19 protein-coding genes are annotated in these 18862 nt (G+C 53.1%); 6 read left to right on the top strand and 13 right to left on the bottom strand.

The annotated features are described in order from the left end of the window. Positions 1-127: 127 nt before the first annotated feature. From rep to U740_RS00775, 4 genes are all read right to left on the bottom strand, one after another. Positions 128-2161: a DNA helicase Rep gene (gene rep / locus U740_RS00790; protein WP_036858467.1), complete on the bottom strand. Its 2034-nt coding sequence runs from the start codon at positions 2159-2161 to the stop codon at positions 128-130. Between the two features lie 83 nt (positions 2162-2244). Further along, on the bottom strand, positions 2245-4032 hold the full coding sequence (locus U740_RS00785) for a PHA/PHB synthase family protein (protein WP_081890785.1): 1788 nt from the start codon (positions 4030-4032) through the stop codon (positions 2245-2247). A 79-nt stretch (positions 4033-4111) separates the two neighbouring features. After that, positions 4112-5605: a YifB family Mg chelatase-like AAA ATPase gene (locus U740_RS00780; RefSeq protein ID WP_036858466.1), complete on the bottom strand. Its 1494-nt coding sequence runs from the start codon at positions 5603-5605 to the stop codon at positions 4112-4114. Positions 5606-5670: 65 nt separating this feature from the next. After that, the gene (locus U740_RS00775) at positions 5671-5928 is read right to left on the bottom strand and encodes an accessory factor UbiK family protein (protein WP_036858465.1); all 258 of its coding nucleotides are present in this window, start codon (positions 5926-5928) and stop codon (positions 5671-5673) included. Positions 5929-6245: 317 nt separating this feature from the next. Here U740_RS00775 and U740_RS00770 point away from each other — a divergent pair, with 317 nt between their 5' ends. From U740_RS00770 to glnK, 4 genes are all read left to right on the top strand, one after another. Then, complete coding sequence (locus U740_RS00770) at positions 6246-7022, top strand: TorF family putative porin (protein WP_036858464.1); 777 nt, start codon at positions 6246-6248, stop codon at positions 7020-7022. A 54-nt stretch (positions 7023-7076) separates the two neighbouring features. After that, positions 7077-7415 carry a P-II family nitrogen regulator gene (locus tag U740_RS00765; protein ID WP_036858463.1) on the top strand — a complete coding sequence of 113 codons (339 nt, stop codon included), beginning with the start codon at positions 7077-7079 and terminating at the stop codon, positions 7413-7415. Between the two features lie 19 nt (positions 7416-7434). Beyond that, positions 7435-8682, top strand: coding sequence for an ammonium transporter (locus U740_RS00760; RefSeq protein ID WP_036858462.1), 1248 nt, complete (start codon positions 7435-7437; stop codon positions 8680-8682). Between the two features lie 155 nt (positions 8683-8837). Continuing rightward, positions 8838-9176, top strand: coding sequence for a P-II family nitrogen regulator (gene glnK, locus U740_RS00755; RefSeq protein WP_036858461.1), 339 nt, complete (start codon positions 8838-8840; stop codon positions 9174-9176). A 110-nt stretch (positions 9177-9286) separates the two neighbouring features. On the opposite strand, the gene U740_RS00750 is transcribed toward glnK, so the two are convergent. From U740_RS00750 to lptM, 6 genes are all read right to left on the bottom strand, one after another. Beyond that, positions 9287-10000 (bottom strand): SIMPL domain-containing protein, encoded by a 714-nt coding sequence (locus U740_RS00750; protein ID WP_036858460.1) that lies wholly within the window; start codon positions 9998-10000, stop codon positions 9287-9289. An 88-nt stretch (positions 10001-10088) separates the two neighbouring features. After that, positions 10089-10985 carry a tyrosine recombinase XerC gene (gene xerC / locus U740_RS00745; RefSeq protein ID WP_036858459.1) on the bottom strand — a complete coding sequence of 299 codons (897 nt, stop codon included), beginning with the start codon at positions 10983-10985 and terminating at the stop codon, positions 10089-10091. A 16-nt stretch (positions 10986-11001) separates the two neighbouring features. Beyond that, positions 11002-11700, bottom strand: coding sequence for a DUF484 family protein (locus tag U740_RS00740; RefSeq protein ID WP_036858458.1), 699 nt, complete (start codon positions 11698-11700; stop codon positions 11002-11004). Further along, positions 11697-12527: a diaminopimelate epimerase gene (dapF, locus tag U740_RS00735; RefSeq protein WP_036858457.1), complete on the bottom strand. Its 831-nt coding sequence runs from the start codon at positions 12525-12527 to the stop codon at positions 11697-11699. Before dapF ends, U740_RS00740 begins: the two co-directional genes overlap by 4 nt. A 58-nt stretch (positions 12528-12585) precedes the next feature. After that, the gene (gene lysA, locus U740_RS00730) at positions 12586-13833 is read right to left on the bottom strand and encodes a diaminopimelate decarboxylase (RefSeq protein WP_036858456.1); all 1248 of its coding nucleotides are present in this window, start codon (positions 13831-13833) and stop codon (positions 12586-12588) included. Between the two features lie 23 nt (positions 13834-13856). Next, positions 13857-14030, bottom strand: a complete 174-nt coding sequence (gene lptM / locus U740_RS11950) for an LPS translocon maturation chaperone LptM (protein ID WP_081890783.1) — start codon at positions 14028-14030, stop codon at positions 13857-13859. 118 nt (positions 14031-14148) lie between these two features. Here lptM and cyaY point away from each other — a divergent pair, with 118 nt between their 5' ends. Together cyaY and U740_RS00720 are read left to right on the top strand one after the other, a co-directional pair. Then, positions 14149-14481, top strand: coding sequence for an iron donor protein CyaY (gene cyaY, locus U740_RS00725; protein WP_036858455.1), 333 nt, complete (start codon positions 14149-14151; stop codon positions 14479-14481). A 117-nt stretch (positions 14482-14598) separates the two neighbouring features. Then, positions 14599-15345 (top strand): proteasome-type protease, encoded by a 747-nt coding sequence (locus tag U740_RS00720; protein ID WP_036860950.1) that lies wholly within the window; start codon positions 14599-14601, stop codon positions 15343-15345. Here the strand turns inward: U740_RS00720 and U740_RS00715 are convergent. Genes U740_RS00715 through U740_RS00705 form a run of 3 tightly spaced genes read right to left on the bottom strand, consistent with a single transcriptional unit; the run spans position 15299 to position 18722 of the window. Continuing rightward, the gene (locus U740_RS00715; RefSeq protein WP_036858454.1) at positions 15299-16342 is read right to left on the bottom strand and encodes a zinc-binding metallopeptidase family protein; all 1044 of its coding nucleotides are present in this window, start codon (positions 16340-16342) and stop codon (positions 15299-15301) included. The genes U740_RS00720 and U740_RS00715 overlap by 47 nt on opposite strands. After that, a complete protein-coding gene (locus U740_RS00710; protein ID WP_051921096.1) occupies positions 16339-17277 on the bottom strand; it encodes an alpha-E domain-containing protein in 939 nt (312 codons plus the stop codon). The genes U740_RS00715 and U740_RS00710 overlap by 4 nt, the downstream gene beginning before the upstream one ends. Beyond that, a complete protein-coding gene (locus U740_RS00705; protein WP_036858453.1) occupies positions 17277-18722 on the bottom strand; it encodes a circularly permuted type 2 ATP-grasp protein in 1446 nt (481 codons plus the stop codon). The genes U740_RS00710 and U740_RS00705 overlap by 1 nt, the downstream gene beginning before the upstream one ends. Positions 18723-18862 lie beyond the last annotated feature (140 nt).

The raw sequence follows: 18862 nt of genomic DNA, 5'->3' as shown, positions 1-18862 counted from the left end.
ATACCCAAAGCACGTTCATGGGGCAGGCTCTCAGTCGCTCAAATAGAACCACTATTCTCCCTCCCTCTACCTTGTTGAGGACAAAACTGACCTCCAGCAGCAATTATTCAATGGGTGTTAACAGGCCCTAGGCAAACAAGCCTTTCAGGGCATCCAGTGAGTTGCGCCCTTTTTGTCGGGCCACCTCCGGATCGCTCGGCTGTCCCATGCCTTCCTTTTCCAGATCCTCCTGCGGCAGTTCATCGATAAAGCGGCTCGGTGTTGTCTCGGCGATCTCGCCGAACAGTTTTCGCTTGGCGGCCATGGTCATGGTCAGGGTTTGTCTGGCCCGGGTAATGCCGACGTAGGCCAGCCGCCGCTCCTCTTCGATGGTATCCCCATCAATACTGTTGCGGTGGGGTAGTAGGCCTTCCTCCATGCCGATCATGAACACGTGGGGGAATTCCAGTCCCTTGGCGGCGTGCAGGGTCATCAGTTGTACCTTGTCATCGGCGGAATCCTCCTCCTGACGGTCGAGAATGTCCCGCAGCACCAGTTTGGCAATTGCATCCTCCACCGCGGTATCCTGCTGTTCCCGTTCTCCGGTAATGGCCAGTTCATCCCTGGTCAGCAGTTGTCGGATTTGCTCGATCAGAAAGTTGACATTTTCCATGCGCTTTTCTGCGACCTTGCCACTGCTGGCGTTCTGGTGCAGCCAGCCTTCATAGTCCATATCGTTGACCATCTCTCGGATGGCAGCAATCGGGTCGCCATTGCTGCAGTGGCTGGCCACCTGGCCAATCCAGTGCCTGAAACGTTGCAGTCGTTCCAGGTTGTTGGGCGCCAGCTGGCACTGTAGACCGAGCTCATCAATACAATCCATCAGGGACATCTGCCGTTCGTTGGCGTAGCGTCCCAGTTTTTCCAGTGTCGAGGTGCCGATTTGACGGCGCGGCGTGTTGATGATTCGCAAGAAGGCATTGTCGTCGTCGCCGTTCACCATCAGGCGAAGATAGGCCATGATGTCCTTGATCTCGGTTCGGGCGTAAAACGAGGTGCCGCCGCTGAGCTGATAGGGCACGCCCTGGGCCTGTAGTTTCAACTCCAACAATCTGGCCTGGTGATTACCCCGGTAGAGCACGGCAAAATCGCGGAAGTGACAACTTTTGCGTAATTTCGTATCGAGAATTTCATTGACGATTCGTTCGGTTTCCGCCTCCTCGTTGGCGGTGAGGATAATCCGCAAGGGGGCCCCAGGGCCCAATTCACTCCAGAGAGACTTGCTGAACAGGTGAGGGTTGTTGTCGATCAGCCGGTTGGCCGCCCTTAGAATGCGGCCAGTTGAACGGTAGTTTTGCTCCAGTTTGATGACGTGGAGTTCCGGAAAATCCTCCTGCAGTTGCTGCAGGTTTTCCGGCCTGGCGCCGCGCCAGGCATAAATGGACTGATCGTCGTCACCCACCACGGTCAGTGATCGTCTTGCTCCCACCAGCAATTTAACCAGTTGATACTGGGCAAAGTTGGTGTCCTGATACTCATCCACCAGCAGGTAACGAATGCGATTCTGCCATTTGCCGAGGATCTCCGGCGATTGCTGAAACAGCAGTGACGGGATCAGGATCAGGTCATCGAAGTCCACTGCGTTGTAGGCCCGCAGGGCGTCCGTATAACGCTGATAGACCAACGCTATTGTCTGTTCTTCACTACTGGCGGCATTTACAAGGGTTTGGGATGGCGTCAGGAGATCATTTTTCCAGCTGGAAATCTGGTGTTGCACCCTGTCCAGGTGATCGGCATCCAGGTCGGACTTCTTCAGCATCAGCTCTCGCAACAGGCTTTTTGCATCCTCTGCATCGAAAATGGAAAACCCTGGCTTAAAGCCGATCTGGACGATTTCGCTGCGGATAATGTGCAGGCCGAGATTGTGAAAAGTGGAGACGGTTAGCCCCTTGGCCTGTTGGCCGCTGACCAGCTTGGCTGCTCGCGCCTTCATCTCCCGGGCGGCTTTATTGGTGAAAGTGACGGCCGCAATATGACGGGCACTAATGCCGCATTGCTGAATCAGGTGGGCGATCTTGCTGGTGATGACACTGGTTTTGCCACTGCCGGCACCGGCCAGTACCAGCAGTGGGCCATCAATGTAATTTACTGCAGCGCGTTGCTGGCTATTGAGTTTGTTCAAGTCGATTTGCCGGATTGGAGGATGATCAGTGAGCTGCGGATTGTAGCAAGTGAATAGCTGCCGTCCACTGCTGCCCGACGGGGTCAACCAAAAACGTATTTACCGGGGGCGGGCCAAAGCACCTCATAATCCGTGCCTTCGGCACCCATGGTTGGCGGGGCAACCTGCTCGGAGGATTGATCATCCAGCCAGAGATTCCAGGCCGGCCACCAGGAGCCGGAGTGACTCTCTACCGACTCCACCCAGCTGTCCGGGTCAATGTAAGGTGCCATGGGGTCCTGTGACTTGATCTGGTAGCGGCGGTGGGGATGCTCCGGGCCGGATACGATACCGGCATTGTGGCCACCACTGGTGAGCAGGAAGGTGATATCCGAGCGGGCCATATGGTGGATTTTGTAGACGGATTTCCACGGTGCCACATGGTCGGCTGAGGTGCCCACCACAAAGAAAGGTACGCGAATATCCTGAATTGCGACAGGTTTGCCTTCCACCAGAAATTTGCAGCTGGCCAACCGGTTTTCAACGAACAGTTCGTGCAGGTAGCGGCTGTGCATGGCTGCGGGCATTCTAGTGCCATCGGCATTCCAGGCCATCAAGGCGACGGGTTTCGTCTCCCGGCCCAGATAGTAGCGCTCCACAGCCGGGTTCCATACCAGTTCCTGGGTGCGCAGTGCCTTGAAGGCGCCGCCCATGCTGGCGGCTTCCAGGTAGCCGTCGGTCCACATCATGCTATCGAGAAAAGCCAATTGGCTGGCACCCAGGAACAGTTTGATTTCGCCGGGCTCGGTGAAGTCCGTCTGGGCTGCCAGCAGGGTGATGCTATTGAGAATGTCGTCCTGCTCTCTGGCCAGATAAGCTGCCGTTATTGCCAGCAGTGTTCCGCCAATACAATAGCCGGTAGCATTGATTTTGGCCTTTGGTACCACCGTTTTGACGGCATTCAATGCGTCCAAAATGCCTGATTTGATGTAATCATCAATATCCAGTTCGCGATCATCTTTATCGGGATTTTTCCAGGAAATCATGAACACGGTCTTTCCCTGGGCAACCAGATAATTGACCAGTGATTTTTCCGGCACCAGATCAAGGATGTAATATTTCATGATCCAGGCGGGTACGATCAGCACCGGCTCTCTGGCCACGGTTTCCGTGGTTGGAGTATATTGAATCAGTTCGATGAGATTGTTCTGGTAGATGACCTGGCCCGGGGTAATGGCCAGATTTTCCCCCACCTTGAAATCACCCATCTCGGGCCGGTTATCCCTGAGCAGTTTCTTTTGAATGTCCCGTTGCATATTGCCGATGCCTTCCAGCAGATTCCGGCCTTTGTTTTCCCAGGTGGCCTTAAGAACCTCGGGGTTGGTTTGCGGCAAATTGGTCGGTGAGATGACTTCTAGGGCGTGACCATTAATGAAGTCCACCAGTTCCTTGCTGAATGGCCCCATACCCGGCAGATCCGTATCCGCTTCCTTCAGCCATTCCACCGCCATGCTGTGGCCCTTGGCCATGACACTGAAAGGGACTTTTCTCCAGAGATCATTCATGAAATAAGGGTATTTTTTGGGGGGTGGGTTCTCGCTTTTTTCGGTGATGGCCCGGGCGGTAAACGTGGATAGTCGCAGCAGTTTCTCAGAGAAGTTCTGCAATAACCTCACGCGTCTGGCGGGAGAAATAGACAGGTGGGCCAGCCAATCTGTGTAGGCCAGCAATAACTGAACAGGAGACAGCCCCTGGGATGCCTTGCCGATGATTGACCGTATCCGTGAGTCTATTTTCTCGACAGACGCATCGTTTAATCGGGGGATTTCGGCGATGAGATTATCCAGTTCATCAATCACACTGGAAACTGTTCTGTCCGGTTTTTCCGCCATGTATTGCTCCTTGGTTAAGTCTTGCCAGTATACCACTGCCCAGAGGTCATTTTTGTGGCAGCCGTTTGTTGATGGCAAATCAATGACTCAGTCTGAGCCTGTAGCCGAGGGCTTCAGTGAGGTGGTCCATAGTGATTGCGGCACTGTTGTCGAGGTCTGCAATGGTTCGGGTCACTTTTAATATACGATGAAATGCTCTGGGTGATAAACCGAGCTGCTCTACCGCCCGATTGAGCAGGGTTTTTTGTGACTGGTCAAGTGCGCAAAAGGCAGCCACATCCCGACTGGAGAGGCGGGCATTGATTGTTCCCGCCCGGGTCAGCTGCCGCTGGCGGGCCGCCATGACCCTGTTGCGGATATCCGTGCTGCAGTCGCCGTCGGTTTTTCCTTCAACCAGCCGGTCGCCCGGCAGAGGCGGGACTTCTATCTGTAAGTCGATGCGATCCAGCAATGGCCCGGAGATGCGATCGGAGTAGCGGTGTATCTGGTCGGGGGTGCAGCGACAGCGTTGGCTGCCGTAGTAGCCGCAGGGGCAGGGGTTCATTGCCGCAATCAGTTGGAATGCCGCCGGAAATCGAGTCTGGGCCTGGACCCTTGAAATCATGATTTCGCCGGATTCCAGTGGCTCACGCAGTACTTCGAGGACCCGTCGGGGAAATTCAGGCAATTCATCCAGAAACAATACGCCGTGATGGGCGAGGGAGATTTCCCCCGGCCTGGGCACACTGCCGCCACCCACCAGTGCTGTTGCAGATGCCGTATGATGGGGCGAGCGAAAAGGCGGGTTGTAAAGCGTATCCCGCAAGCCGCGACCTGCGACTGAATGAATGGCGGCGACCTCGAGCATTTCCCGCTCCTGCAATGGCGGCAATATACTGGTGAGCCGGCTGGCCAGCATGGTTTTGCCCGTCCCCGGAGAACCGCTGAAAAGCAGGTTGTGCCCGCCGGCAGCAGCGATTTCCAGTGCCCGTTTGGCCTGGTGCTGACCGATGATGTCGGCCATATCTCCCCCAGTTTCACCAATACTTGCCCTGGTGCCGCAGGAAAGGGGCTCAATCGGCTGATTGCCATTCAGGTGTGCACAGACTTCGAGCAGATGGGTGGCGGCGATAACCCGGGTTTTGCTGCTCAGGGCCGCTTCCTCCGCGTTCATGGCCGGCAAGATCAGGGATCTCCCCGACTTTCCGCAGGCCAGTGAGGTTGGCAGCACCCCCTCCACGGGACGCAGGTCTCCCGACAGCGCCAGTTCACCGATGACTTCGTATCGATCGAGCCGGTCAGCGGGGATTTGTGCCGACGCGGCCAGTACCCCCAGCGCAATCGCCAAATCGAAGCGCCCCCCTTCCTTGGGCAGGTCGGCGGGAGCCAGATTAATCGTGATGCGACGGGCGGGGAAATCGAAGTGAGTATTCAGCAGGGCGCTGCGAACCCGGTCCTTGCTTTCTTTCACTGCAGTTTCAGGCATGCCCACAATTGACAGCCCGGGGAGTCCGTTGGACAGATGAACTTCCACGGTCACAGCGGGAGCATCAATGCCGTATTTTGCGCGGGTATGGACGATAGCAAGTGACATGGAGGCCCTCCTTGGCTGGCATGTCGATCTGGTGGTGCTTTTTTGTATGGGGGCAGTCGGGCCGTTTAGTCTTGCCGATCTTCCAGTTGTACTTCAAGTCTGGCGAGCTGTTGCTCGAGCTGTTCCAGCTTTTCCCGGCTGCGCTTCAGGACAGCCTGCTGCGCGTCGAACTCATCCCGGGTTACCAGATCCAGCTTGTCGAAAGCAGCCAGCGCGGCCGCCCGCAGCTTCTGTTGCATGTCACTACCCAGGGCCTCTGCGCCTGGGGTAATGACATTGTTGAGTTGGTGCAAAAACTGGTTAATGAACTCGTTAGGTCGCATTGATGGGCCGCTCCGAATAAGTGGTGATCTATTTTAAGGAGATCACTCTGTATGTACAGAGCACTTTAGGTTACGGCTGCTTCCGGGCAGCAGTAAGCAGTGGGGGCTTTCAGCGAAGTTTTTTGGTGCGATGACCGATTTGGTTAGTCCATTTGTGCACAAAAAAGGTGCATTGAAAGGTTGGTGTCCGCTTTGCAGGAGTTCAATTACCGCTTTTTGAAGGTTGGCATGCCAAATGCATTAAGTGCTGATGTACCAATTGCAAACCGTGATTGCATGTTTAATTTTTCGCTGTTGTTTATATTTTGGAGAAGCATATGAACGCATTTAAAAAGTCTCTGGTCGTTACCTCTATGGCGCTGACCTTCCCCCTGGCTTCAAATGTTGCGCAGGCCTACGAGGTCTCTGCCAACGTCACAATCGCTTCGGATTACAGGTTCCGTGGGATTTCACAAAATGATACGGAGATTGCCCTGCAAGGTGGTTTCGATATCGCGTTTGATAACGGACTGTATGTGGGTACCTGGGGTTCCCAAGTCGACTTCAATGATCCGGACAGTTCCGATGCCGGGCTCGAACTCGATTACTACTTTGGTTACGGTGGCAATCTCACTGAAGAGATTAGTTATGACATCGGTTATCTTTACTACGACTATCCCGGTTCCGATGCAACTGAATTTGATCTGACCGGCAAGCGTGATCTCGACTACCAGGAATTTTATGGCAGCCTGTCCTACTTGGGTGGCACGTTGGGTTTCGCCTATTCTGATGACTATTTCCTGGAAACCGGTGAATTCTGGTATCTCTACGCGGACTATGGATTTGAGCTGCCCCACGGGTTTACTCTGGGCTTCCATGCCGGCTACAACGACTTCGAACACAAAAGTACCGACAGTGACCCCAAGGATGCTGAAGAAGCCTTCCTGACAGACGGGGAAGACAGCTATACCGACTACTCCATTACCCTCGGCAAGTCCTGGGAAGGTCTGGATTTCGCACTGAGCTGGATTGATACCACGCTGGACGATGAAGAGTGCTTCAATACTTCCTGGTGTGACAGCACGTTGTTGTTTTCCATTAGTAAAAGCATGTAATTGACCGGTGGCACCCGGTATCCGGGTGCCACCACCCCCTTGAGGAGCAATGCAATGAAAATGATTACAGCAGTTGTCAAGCCCTTCAAACTCGATGATGTGCGCGAAGCACTTGCCGCTATTGGCGTACAGGGTGTGACAGTGACAGAGGTAAAAGGGTTTGGACGGCAAAAAGGCCACACAGAACTGTATCGTGGTGCTGAATATGTGGTGGATTTTTTGCCCAAGGTAAAACTTGAATTAGCCCTTGCGGATGAAATGGTGGACGGCGCTATCGAAGCGATTACCTCTGCTGCTCATACCGGCAAGATTGGTGATGGAAAAATCTTCATTTCGGATTTACAGGAAGTCATTCGAATTCGCACCGGTGAAACCGGTGTAGAAGCAGTTTAAGACACGGGAGACTACGACAATGAGTCCTGAAATTATTGAAGTTAAATACGCGCTCGATACATTTTACTTTCTGATCGCCGGCGCGTTCGTGATGTGGATGGCGGCAGGTTTCGCCATGTTGGAGGCCGGCCTGGTTCGTGCCAAAAACACCACTGAAATTCTTACCAAAAACGTCGCACTGTTTGCCGTTGCCTGCACCATGTATCTGTTTGTGGGTTATACCATCATGTATGGCGGCAGCGCGGGTGGTTTCCTGCCTGATGGCTGGTTTGGTAACAGTATTGCAAATGCTTCCCTCGAAGAGGTGCTGGCCAGCGACGGAGACACTTATTACTCCGGCGCGTCGGATTTCTTCTTCCAGGTGGTATTTGTGGCAACTGCAATGTCGATCGTATCCGGTGCTGTTGCAGAGCGGATGAAGCTCTGGGCCTTCCTGATTTTCGCCGTGGTCATGACGGGTGTAATCTACCCGATTCAGGGAATGTGGACCTGGGGTGGCGGTTTCCTTAGCGAAGCCGGTTACTCCGATTATGCCGGCTCCGGTATTGTCCACATGGCCGGTGCTGCCGCTGCCCTGGCAGGTGTGTTGCTGCTCGGTGCCCGCAAGGGGAAATACGGTGCCAACGGACAGATCAACGCTATTCCGGGTGCAAATATGCCCCTGGCAACACTGGGTACCTTCATCCTCTGGATGGGTTGGTTCGGCTTCAACGGTGGCTCTGAGCTGGTCGTTTCAGATGTCAGTTCCGCCAATAACGTGGCCAGTGTCTTCGTCAACACCAATGCGTCAGCCTGCGGTGGTTTGATCGCTGCCCTGTTGCTGGGTCATATCCTCTTTGGAAAAGCGGATCTCACCATGGCGCTGAACGGTGCTCTGGCTGGTCTGGTCGCCATTACTGCCGGTCCTCTGGCACCGAGTCCTGTGGTGGCAACATTGATCGGGGCCATTGGCGGTATCATTGTGGTGTTTTCCATCGTTGGCCTGGACAAGATGAAGATTGATGATCCCGTAGGGGCCATCTCTGTTCATGGTGTGGTAGGTATCTGGGGTGTTCTGGCTGTGCCATTCACCAATAGCGACGCCTCATGGGGCTCTCAGATCTATGGCATCGTGGTGATTTTCCTTTGGGTCTTTGTGATGAGCCTGATTGTCTGGGGTATTATCAAGGTCGCCATGGGTATTCGCGTCAGTGAACAGGCAGAATACGAAGGTGTTGATGTGTCCGAGTGTGGCATTGAAGCCTATCCCGAGTTCACTAAAAGCTGATTCTTCTTCCCACTTCCAGGGGGCCGGTCGAGATGACTGGCCCCCTGTTTTTATGTTTGACCTGAAAAGCGGGTAACCGGGGTGCAATTATTGATGGGAAGGTGTATCTTTTGCCGTCAATTGTTCGTTCTAAATAAAATGTACAAGGTAAATCTATGAAGCTTATTACAGCTATTGTAAAACCCTTCAAACTGGACGATGTCAGAGAGGCGCTTGCAGAGGTCGGCGTTCAGGGTATCACTGTCACTGAGGTAAAAGGTTTTGGACGCCAGAAAGGCCACACTGAACTCTATCGTGGTGCGGAATACGTAGTGGATTTCCTGCCCAAGGTGAAACTGGAAATAGCGCTTGATGACAACCATGTCGATGTTGTAGTTGAAGCGATTACCAAGTCTGCCCAAACCGGTAAAATCGGCGATGGAAAAATCTTTATTTCCACACTGGAAGAAGTGATTCGTATTCGTACCGGAGAAACCGGTAGCGACGCAATTTAAATGGATGGCCGGGCTGAACGCCCGGCAACCCACAATCTCCCTGTCCTATTTCTTTTTCTTCTTTCGCACGTTGTCAGATTGATCGTGCCTCTACCGGATTTTTTATTGGCTCAGGGGTTGATGATCAGGTCAAAGCTCACCTGAATATTATCGCTGTAGGTGATTTCATCGGGTAGATAGGTTCCCGGTCGAGCAGCGCTGCTGCGCACCATCATTGTCTCCATCCCGGATGCCTTCATCATGTCGCCAGAGGGCGGCGTATTGCGATGGTAATCGATTCGCACGACAGGCCCAAGTTCTGCACCGTAGGCTTTTGCGAGCGCTTCAGCCTTGCTCTTTGAGTCTGAAATTGCCAGCAGATGGGCGGCCTGAATGTGTTTGGCCATTTCGCTGTTTTCGTAACGTACGTTATCAATACCCTCCAGCCGTTGGGCCAGTGCTTCGTCCATCACTTCGGTGAGTTGTGTCATATCATTTAACGTGACAGTGAGTCGGCGGATCGCTTCGTAACCACTGAACAACCGATTACTGTTGGTGTGCTCGTAGCGAGGGTAAATGCGAATGGATGAGGCTACCAGATCGTCCTGTGAGATAGAGATGGCTTTGAGTCGATCAATAAAGGCATTTACCCGGTCATCCACATCGCGCTTCGCTTCCTGGCCGGATTTGCGGGTGGCCCGGACGCTCAAATCAACGATGGCGGTATCTGCGGGAACGGTTATTTCACCGTAGCCATTGGTGGAAATCAGTCTTCTATCACTTTCATCATGGGCCTGGCAGGACAGAGACAGAAACAGTAAAGGTAACAATAGGACGTTGCGCACAATAAAACTCCGTTGGTGTATGTTGAGAAACCTTAACAAAAGTGGGTCAGGCAATGGATGTCTGTAACCGGATAGCCTCAGCAACCGCTCACTTTTTTTGGGCGCGAGGATGAGACTGATCATAAATTTTGGCAAGGTGCTGGAAGTCTAGGTGAGTGTAAACTTGAGTCGTGGATAAGTTGGCATGGCCCAACAGTTCCTGTACTGCGCGAAGATCGCCGCTGGACTCCAGCAGGTGGCTTGCAAATGAGTGGCGCAGCATGTGGGGATGTATTTTCCCGTCCATATTTTGCTTGAGACCGATCAGTCGGAGCCGTTCCTGAATGGTGCGAGTAGAAATGCGTTTGCCCTGACGGCTGACGAAAATCGCTCGTGTGTCGTTGTTGGCAAATTCACGGCGCCTTGTTAGCCAGGCTTTCAAGGCTCTTATTGCATGGCTGCCCACGGGAAGTTGCCGCGATTTGTTTCCCTTCCCGGTAACCGTCACCAGTTGATCATTCAGGTCGATATCTCCCAGGTTCAGGGCTGTTAATTCCGATAGCCGCAGGCCGGAGGAGTAGAACAGCTCGATGATAGCCAGATCCCTGCAGTCGATCCAGCTTTCCGCCGAGAAAGCCAGATAGCTGGCCACCTGGTCGGTATCGAGGGTTTTTGGCAGTTTTTTCGCAGACTTTGGTGCACTGATCGCCATCGCCGGATTGGCTTTCAGCCACTGTTGTTTGAGCGCGTAGTTAAAGAAAGTCCTCAGTGAAGCGAGCCAGCGATCCAGGCTGCGTCCGCCCAATCCCTTGCGATGAAGGGTGGTCAGGCAACTGCGAATATGTTGACTGTCCAGCTGTAACAACGACAGGGATTGCTTTTCACACCAGCCGTCCAGTTTGTGCAGGTCACGAAGATAGCCCTTGATGGTGTGAGTGGAAAGCCTGCGCTCGCTGCGTAAGTGCTGCTCAAATTGCTGGATTGGGTCAGTGCAGTCGGGCAGCATCGGTTCGGCCCCTTGGCTAGGGTAGCAGGCGGGGAATAATGCGATTCAGTACCTCTGCAATATAGCTGAGGAACAGCGTCCCCATGCTGCTCCGATAGTAGTTTGGATCAGTATGGCCGATAGCCAGCACGCCGAAAACAGAGCCGTGTGTCAGGGGTACAGCAGCCACAGAGCCCACATTTTTAGCTTCATTGCCAAACAGAAAGGCCAGCTCGTCACTACCCAGAACCCCGCAGATTGCCCGATTGGTGCGCAGTAGTGTCCCGATATGACTATTGGCCTGTTCAACACTAACCATCCGCACATGGGGGTTCAGTTCAGAGGTTTGGTCGTCACCAAACAGGAGCATGCTGTGGAATTGAACCTGGAAGTCTGTGCTGAGACTGTTGGAGGTGGCGTTGACAATGGTTGCGAGATCCTCTGCTTCCAAAAGGGTCAGAATGAGCCGTTTGGTTTTTTCGAAGAGTTTGTCATTGATTTTTGCTGAATCCAGCATGGCATTGAGCCGCTGTCGCATTTCCAGGTTGCGTTCCCGTAAAACGGCTACTTGCCGTTCAATCAACGAGATGGCTGGCCCACTGTCGTGTGGCAGCTCTATGAGTTCAAGCAGGTCTGGGTGATCTTCAAAAAAACACGGGTTCGTTTCCAGGTAGTTTTTAATCTGGGCGGGGGTCAGCAATTCTTCAGTATGCGGGGTTTTTTGCTCTGTACTCATATCTTTATCCGTCCATGAAAAACGGTGGTGGCCGGTCCGGACATGATTACCGGCTGATTCTCGCCTGGCCACTCTATCTGGAGACTGCCGCCCGGGAGGTTGACGGTTACGGACGAGTCTAGCAGGTCTTGCAAGTGGCCCGCCACTACTGCAGCGCAGGCTCCGCTTCCACAGGCTAGTGTCTCGCCAGCGCCCCGTTCAAAAACCCTCAGGTTGATCTGCTGGCGGTTTAGAATCTGCATAAAGCCCACGTTGACTCTCTGGGGAAAACAATGATGGCACTCTATCGCAGGTCCCAGTGTGTCGACCGGTGCTGTTTGTATGTCGCTGACGGTGAGGACAGCGTGGGGGTTGCCCATCGATACTGCGCTGATCGACAGTTCTTTGCCATCAACTGACAGGGGGTAGCTGATAGCCTTCCTGTCGGCAACGAACGGAATATCCGGCGGGGTCAGAATGGGCACGCCCATATTTACTTCGATCAGATTGTTGGCTTTAACCCGCAGCATGATAACGCCCGTCGCGGTTTCCACCCGTAACGTACTTTTTCCGGTGAGGTGCCGGTCCCGGACAAATTTGGCAAAACAGCGGGCACCGTTGCCGCATTGCTCAACTTCATTGCCATCCTGATTGAAAATCCGGTAGCGAAAATCCACATCATGGCGGCTGGGTGGTTCTACCACCAGGACTTGATCACAGCCAATACCAAAGTGGCGGTCTGCCAGCTTGCGGGCTAGCACCGGGGTCATGGCAATAGCCTGAGAGACGCCGTCAATGACGACGAAATCATTACCCAGTCCGTGCATTTTGGTGAAACGTAACAGCATAGCGCAGTTATCTTGTTTTAATGGTTTGATCCCAGGATAGTTCGGTTTCGCTGCAGGTTCAGGTGGGTAGCAGGGTCTCTCCGCGAATGAGGTCTTCAACTGTTTCCCGAGCCCTGACCTGGTGGGCCCGGTTGCCATCCACCATGATTTCTGCCGCCCGGCCCCGACTGTTGTAGTTCGAGCTCATGGTAAAGCCATAGGCTCCGGCTGAATAAACGCACAGCAGATCTCCCTGCTCAAGCACCAGCGGTCGATTTTTTCCCAGAAAGTCGCCGGTTTCGCACACTGGGCCGACAATGTCCCAGTTGTGGGGCGTGCCAGCATGGGGGGATACCGGTTCGATGGCCATCCATGCCTCGTAAAGTGCCGGCCGAATCATATCGTTCATAGCTGCATCGACAATGGCAAAGTTTTTGTCTTTCCCCGGCTTCAGGTATTCCACCCGGGTTAGCAGGATGCCGGCGTTTGCCGCTATCGATCGTCCGGGTTCGAGCACCAGTGTCATTGGCGATTGGTCGAGCTGTTGTCGAATAGCCGCGATGTATTCCGACGGATGAGGCGGTTGCTCGTTCTGGTAGCACACGCCGAGTCCGCCCCCCAGATCCAGGTGTTCCAGATTGATACCGTTGGCGGACAGTTGTTCTACCAGTTTCAGTACCCGATTCAGCGCATCGATAAAAGGTGCAATCTCGGTCAATTGGGAGCCGATGTGACAATCAATACCGGTAATGGTCAAGTGCGGCATTTCGCTGGCGGCGAGATAGACATCCAGCGCCTGGCTGATATCGATGCCAAATTTATTGTCGCGCAGGCCGGTGGAAATATAGGGATGGGTTTTTGCATCCACGTCGGGGTTGACCCGCAGGGAAATATTTGCCTTTTTGCCGGATTCGCCTGCCACCCGGTTGAGTACTGCGAGCTCGGCTTCGGATTCAACATTGAAACAGTGGATCCCGACCTGTAATGCCCGGGCCATCTCTGATGGCTGTTTGCCCACACCGGAAAAAATGACTTTCGCGGGATCTCCTCCTGCTGCCAGAACGCGCTCCAGTTCACCCACCGAGACAATGTCGAATCCCGCTCCGAGCTGGGCCAATACATTTAACACGGCGAGGTTGGAATTGGCTTTTACAGCATAGCAAATCAGGTGGTGTCTATCGGCCAGTGCGTCCTGATAAGCCATAAAATGTTCTGTGAGCGCCGCCCGGCTATAGACGTAAGTGGGTGTGCCGTAGCGCTCGGCAATTCTGGTGAGTGCAACGCCTTCGGCGCACAATCTGCCGTCTCGGTAATCAAAATAGTTCATGACTGGCCGCAACCCCTGGTGAATTATGCGTCGGTGTCCGAAGGCTGGCCTTCTTCCTCTTCCGCTGGTTGGGTTTGTTGTTCGGCAGGGGCCTGCTGTACCGGCTCGGGTGGAAGGTATAGCGGACCTTTATTGCCGCAGGCGGACAAGCCGATAAAAACCGCGCTGAGCAGTATCAGTGCAAAAAAACGTTGCATGTGGGGAAGCCTGTATTCTGATTCCGGGAATTCCTGCGAGTATAGCGGCTGTCACCCTAAACACTCAATCGCGTATACTCTTCAATTAGTTCGGTGATGCCTTCATGAGTTCTACCCTATGACTGAAATTGAGTTCGCCCAATTGGCAGACGAGCTGATGCTGTCCGTTGAGGATGCGATCGAAGACAGCGGCTTGGATATTGATTATGAGAGTGCCGGCGGCGTGCTGACACTCACCATTGAGGCAGAAAACTCCAAAGTGATTATTTCCCGGCAGCCGGCGATGTACCAGATATGGTTGGCCGCCAGGTCCGGTGGATTCCATCTGAGTTACCACGATCAAAACTGGCGCTGCACCACGACGGGTGAAACTTTTGAGACCCTGTTGAACCGTGTTTGCCGGGAGCAAGGCACGGGCGAGCAGAGGGTTTTTGATCACTCGAATGGCTAGTCAAATTGGTTTCAGGCACCAGGAACAAGCTAATGGCTTTTGCGGACCGGAGCCTTTATCCTTCTCAGTCTCGCGGTTGGCTCCCCTCTGCGTTTACATGAATCGGTTTGTGGTTATATGACGTATTGCGTTTCGATAAGATTGAATGAAGGACTGGTTTTTTGTTCTGATTCACGCACCAATGCTGGTCCGGACAGGGTCAGTACCTACAGCAAGTTGCATCGTTTTTCCATCCACGGTGACCGCCAGATGATGATGATGTCAGCAGGTAATCTGGCCACGAGTCAGGCAGTGATGGCCCAGATTGAGCGGGATCTCAAAGAGGATGCCGAATTCAATTTGCGCAAGGCCTGCTATCTGTCTGAAGTGGCTGATTATATTGGTGAACTGAGTGTCAGGGAGCAAAGCAAACACAAACAGAATGGGGTCAAGACCGGCTTCAACGCCGAGGCAACCTTTATTCTGGGTGGACAAATCAAGGGAGTGGATACCGAGCTTTACTTGGTCTACCCCGAGGGCAACCACATCACCTCCTCGGAACAATATCCGTTTTTGCAGATCGGTGAAACCAAATACGGCAAACCGATACTGGACCGGATTATCCGCCCCGAAACGCCCCATGAGACAGCCATGCGCTGTGCTCTGGTGTCGCTGGATTCAACGATGCGCAGTAACGCCACTGTGGGGCCACCCATTGAGCTGCTCTACTATGAAGCAGACAGCCTTAGCAGCCCGAACAAATATTATAAATTTGAAGATAATGATCCCTACCTGGTGATGTTGCGGCAGAGTTGGGATGAAAATATACGCAAGGCGTTCAGTGAATTGCCATCGTTGAGCCAAGTGTTTGGAGCTGACTTATAACCCGGTCAACAAATACCAGCTTGTTCTCTACTTGGTGGTTGATGATAAAAGGGTAAGCATCTTGCCGCCCGACACTTCGATTGAGTTCATTCAGGGTGATGCTCAGTTGTCGCCAGATATCAATGCGCGTTTGCATGTCCATGGCTGAGGGCCCGTGATTGATCACGCCGTGAGCCGCTGCCGTTTCCAGTGCATCATAGATGTGCAGGTAATGACCCCAGCTTTCAGCCCAGTCTTCAGATGGATGGGCACTGGCATAACTACTGATAAAGTGATCGGCCCAGTCCGGTGCCGGTCCATGCCTGTAGTAGTCATCCAGCGCACTGCGGTAATCCTGGCGTTCATCACCGAAGACGTTTCTGAAGGCCCGCTTCATGTCGTCATCCGGGTTGAGCCTTGACCAGTAATAGTGCCCGGATTCATGGCGCAGGTGTCCAAGTACAGTGCGATAGGATTCTTTCAGCTCGGACTTGACGGTCACACGGGCGATGTCGTCCGCTTCCATCACGTTGATCGTAATGACCCCACCGAGATAACCTGTGGTGACAAATGTCTCTGCAAAAAGCGGCTGTGTACGACCATCTTCAATAAAATCCAGTAGCAGGCCGCGTTCGGGTTCTGCCCAGCCATTTTCAAAGGGTAGGCCCAGCTGAATCAAAGTGAAAAACAGGCGTTTTTTGCCCTGTTCCAGTCGCAACCAGCGAGCCCTGTTTTCGGGTTGGCTCTGGTTGGGAACAGTGCGGTTGAATTGACAGGCTGTGCAAAGTGAGTCGTTGCTTTCTTTAGGGAGTAACCAGTTACAGACACCAAATTCCATTTCGTTGCTGCAGAAGCGGAAGAGCTGCTGATCGCTGGCCTCGAACAATTGGCCATGAACGGCGGTCAGCGTCCGCATTTCCATATTGCCGGGGTCAAAACCCAGATTGGTTTTGCAGTAAAGGCATTGACGACTTTCAAAAAAAACCTGATTGCCACAGTGGCAGAAAAATTTCTTCATGATTGCATGGGCAAAAACCAGGCTGTATTGATGGCATCATCAAGTTGATTGAGTGATATTTGCAGCTGATCGATAAATTGGTGCAGTTGTGCCAGAGTCATTTTTTCTGCATCAAACCGGGTCAGCTTTTGCAGTGCCGATTCCACTATCTGGATCGCGTCGTCATTGTTGCTCAGTGGCTGCAGTTCTTCAAGGATTCCTGTCAGGCAAAAGTAAACGGTACGGGGTAGCCTGGCTTCCTTGAAAATAAAATTGACCACAGCGTTTGGTTCCACCAGTGGGCCAATTTTGTGGCGATAGGCGCTCATCGCCGAGAGCGATTTCAGCATGCTGCCCCACAGCAGGGGATCGATTGCCTGATTGGTCTCTGCCCTGCCCAGAATAGCACCTGCACCCACGTCGATAATGCGGGTGCTCATGTCGGCTCGTTCCAACAGGTGCCCCAATTTTATAAAGCGGTGTGAGTGTTCCCTGAAGAGGGTGGTCATCAGCAGGCCATTGACCATCTGGCAGCGGGAAATAATCTGTTCCAGAAATTCGTAGCGGTGACGTCGACCAATCGACTTCTCTGCCGTCTCCTGCGTGTAGATGAACAGTTCATTGACATGCTCCCAGGTCTCCTCGGGTAGCACATCGCGGGTGGTGCGGACATTCTCTCGAGCTGCCTTTACCGAGTTGCTGATGCTCGAAGCATTTTCCTGATCCGCAATCAGGAAGCGGAGCACATTCTGCTCATTAAAGACCCGGTACCGCTTTGAATAAACAGGCTCTGCATCCAGCATCTGAATGAGTACCTCCCAGCCAACCTGGGTGTCACGGGGTAAATCCATTATCAGGTGAGTGTAGGCATTGGTCAGTCTGGCCGTGTTCTCTGCGCGTTCCAGATAGCGGGCCATCCAGTAGAGTCGTTCGGCAACGCGGGACAGCATCGTCATCAGTTCCCCTCCACAATCCAAGTGTCTTTGCTGCCGCCGCCCTGAGATGAGTTGACTACGAGAGAGCCTTTCGTCATGGCGACTCTTGTCAGTCCGCCCGGTGTGACCCAGGTATCTTTGCCCTGCAGGATAAAGGGGCGCAGATCCAGGTGGCGCGGTTCAACAGTGTCGTCGATATAGGTCGGCGCAGTCGATAATGACAGGGTGGGCTGAGCAATATAGTTGCGTGGATTATTTTCAATCAGCGCGGCAAACTCTCTGCGCGTCTGGGTGCTGGCATGGGGGCCAACCATGATGCCGTAACCACCGGATTCATTGGCGGGCTTTACCACCAGTTTGTCGAGGTTGGCCAGCACATACTCACGGTCTTTTTCGATCATGCAAAGATAGGTTTTTACGCTATCAATCAACGGCTCCTGTTTGAGGTAATAGCGGATCATATCGGGTACATAGGCGTAAATGACCTTGTCATCCGCTACACCGCTTCCCGGGGCATTGGCAATGGCAACATTCCCCGCCTTCCAGGCCCGCATGATTCCCGGAACCCCTAACATGGAGTCCTGGCGAAATGCTTCCGGGTCAATAAAGTCTTCGTCTATGCGCCGATAGACCACATCCACTTTCACTGGCCCGTCCACGGTGCGCATATACACGCAGTCGTCATCATCGGTGTGCAGATCGTTACCCTCTACCAGTTCCGCGCCCATACTTTGGGCAAGAAATGCATGTTCAAAATAGGCGGAGTTATAGATCCCGGGCGTCAGGACCACAATGCACGGTTTACCCATTTTTTGAGGAGAGAGGGAAGCGAGGGTTTGATAAAGCTTGGAAGGATAGTCGTCTACCGGCTGGATGCTGTAGTTTTCAAAAAGCTCCGGCAGAACACGTTTAGTGATCTCCCTGTTTTCGAGCATATAAGATACACCGGAGGGCACTCGCAGATTGTCCTCAAGCACATAGAATTTTCCATTGCTGTTGCGCACCAGATCGGAGCCACAAATATGGGCCCATGCGCCATAACGAGGCGAAACCCCTCTGCACTGGGGTTTGTAATTGGTGGATTCAAGGACAATGTCTGCAGGCATCAACTGGTCAGCAAGGATACTCTGTTTATTATAAATATCATCGATAAAGCAGTTAAGGGCACGGGTGCGCTGTTGTAATCCAAGACTGATTTTCGACCACTCCTTTGCCGTGATGGTCCGGGGGATGATGTCGAATGGCCAGTTTCGGTCAATGTTGCCGCCCTCTGTGTAAACCGTGAAAGAGATGCCCATATCCCGGATCGCCAGCTCTGCGGCAGAGCGTCGTTCATTAATCTCCTCCTCTGGCAGGCGCTGCAGAAAATTGATCATGCCCCGTGCGGCAGTTCTTGGATTTCCTGAACTGGTTAGCAGCTCGTCATAAAACAAGCTGGAGTTATAGCCTTGCCAGGTTTTATTCATAAATTGTCACGCACCTCCCGTTATGGCATGTCGGCCGTCCTGAAGGCAGCCCAATTAATGACAAATTAGCAATCGCTATGCCAACAATAATTGCCGACGGAGAGAACAGGCAGCAGCTCTCTTCTGTAAAACGGTTGTCG

This window comes from Porticoccus hydrocarbonoclasticus MCTG13d, from assembly GCF_000744735.1.
GTDB classification, from domain to species: domain Bacteria; phylum Pseudomonadota; class Gammaproteobacteria; order Pseudomonadales; family Porticoccaceae; genus Porticoccus; species Porticoccus hydrocarbonoclasticus.
The sequence above is the reverse complement of the archived record's forward strand: the minus strand, read 5'-3'. Positions and strand labels throughout refer to the sequence as shown.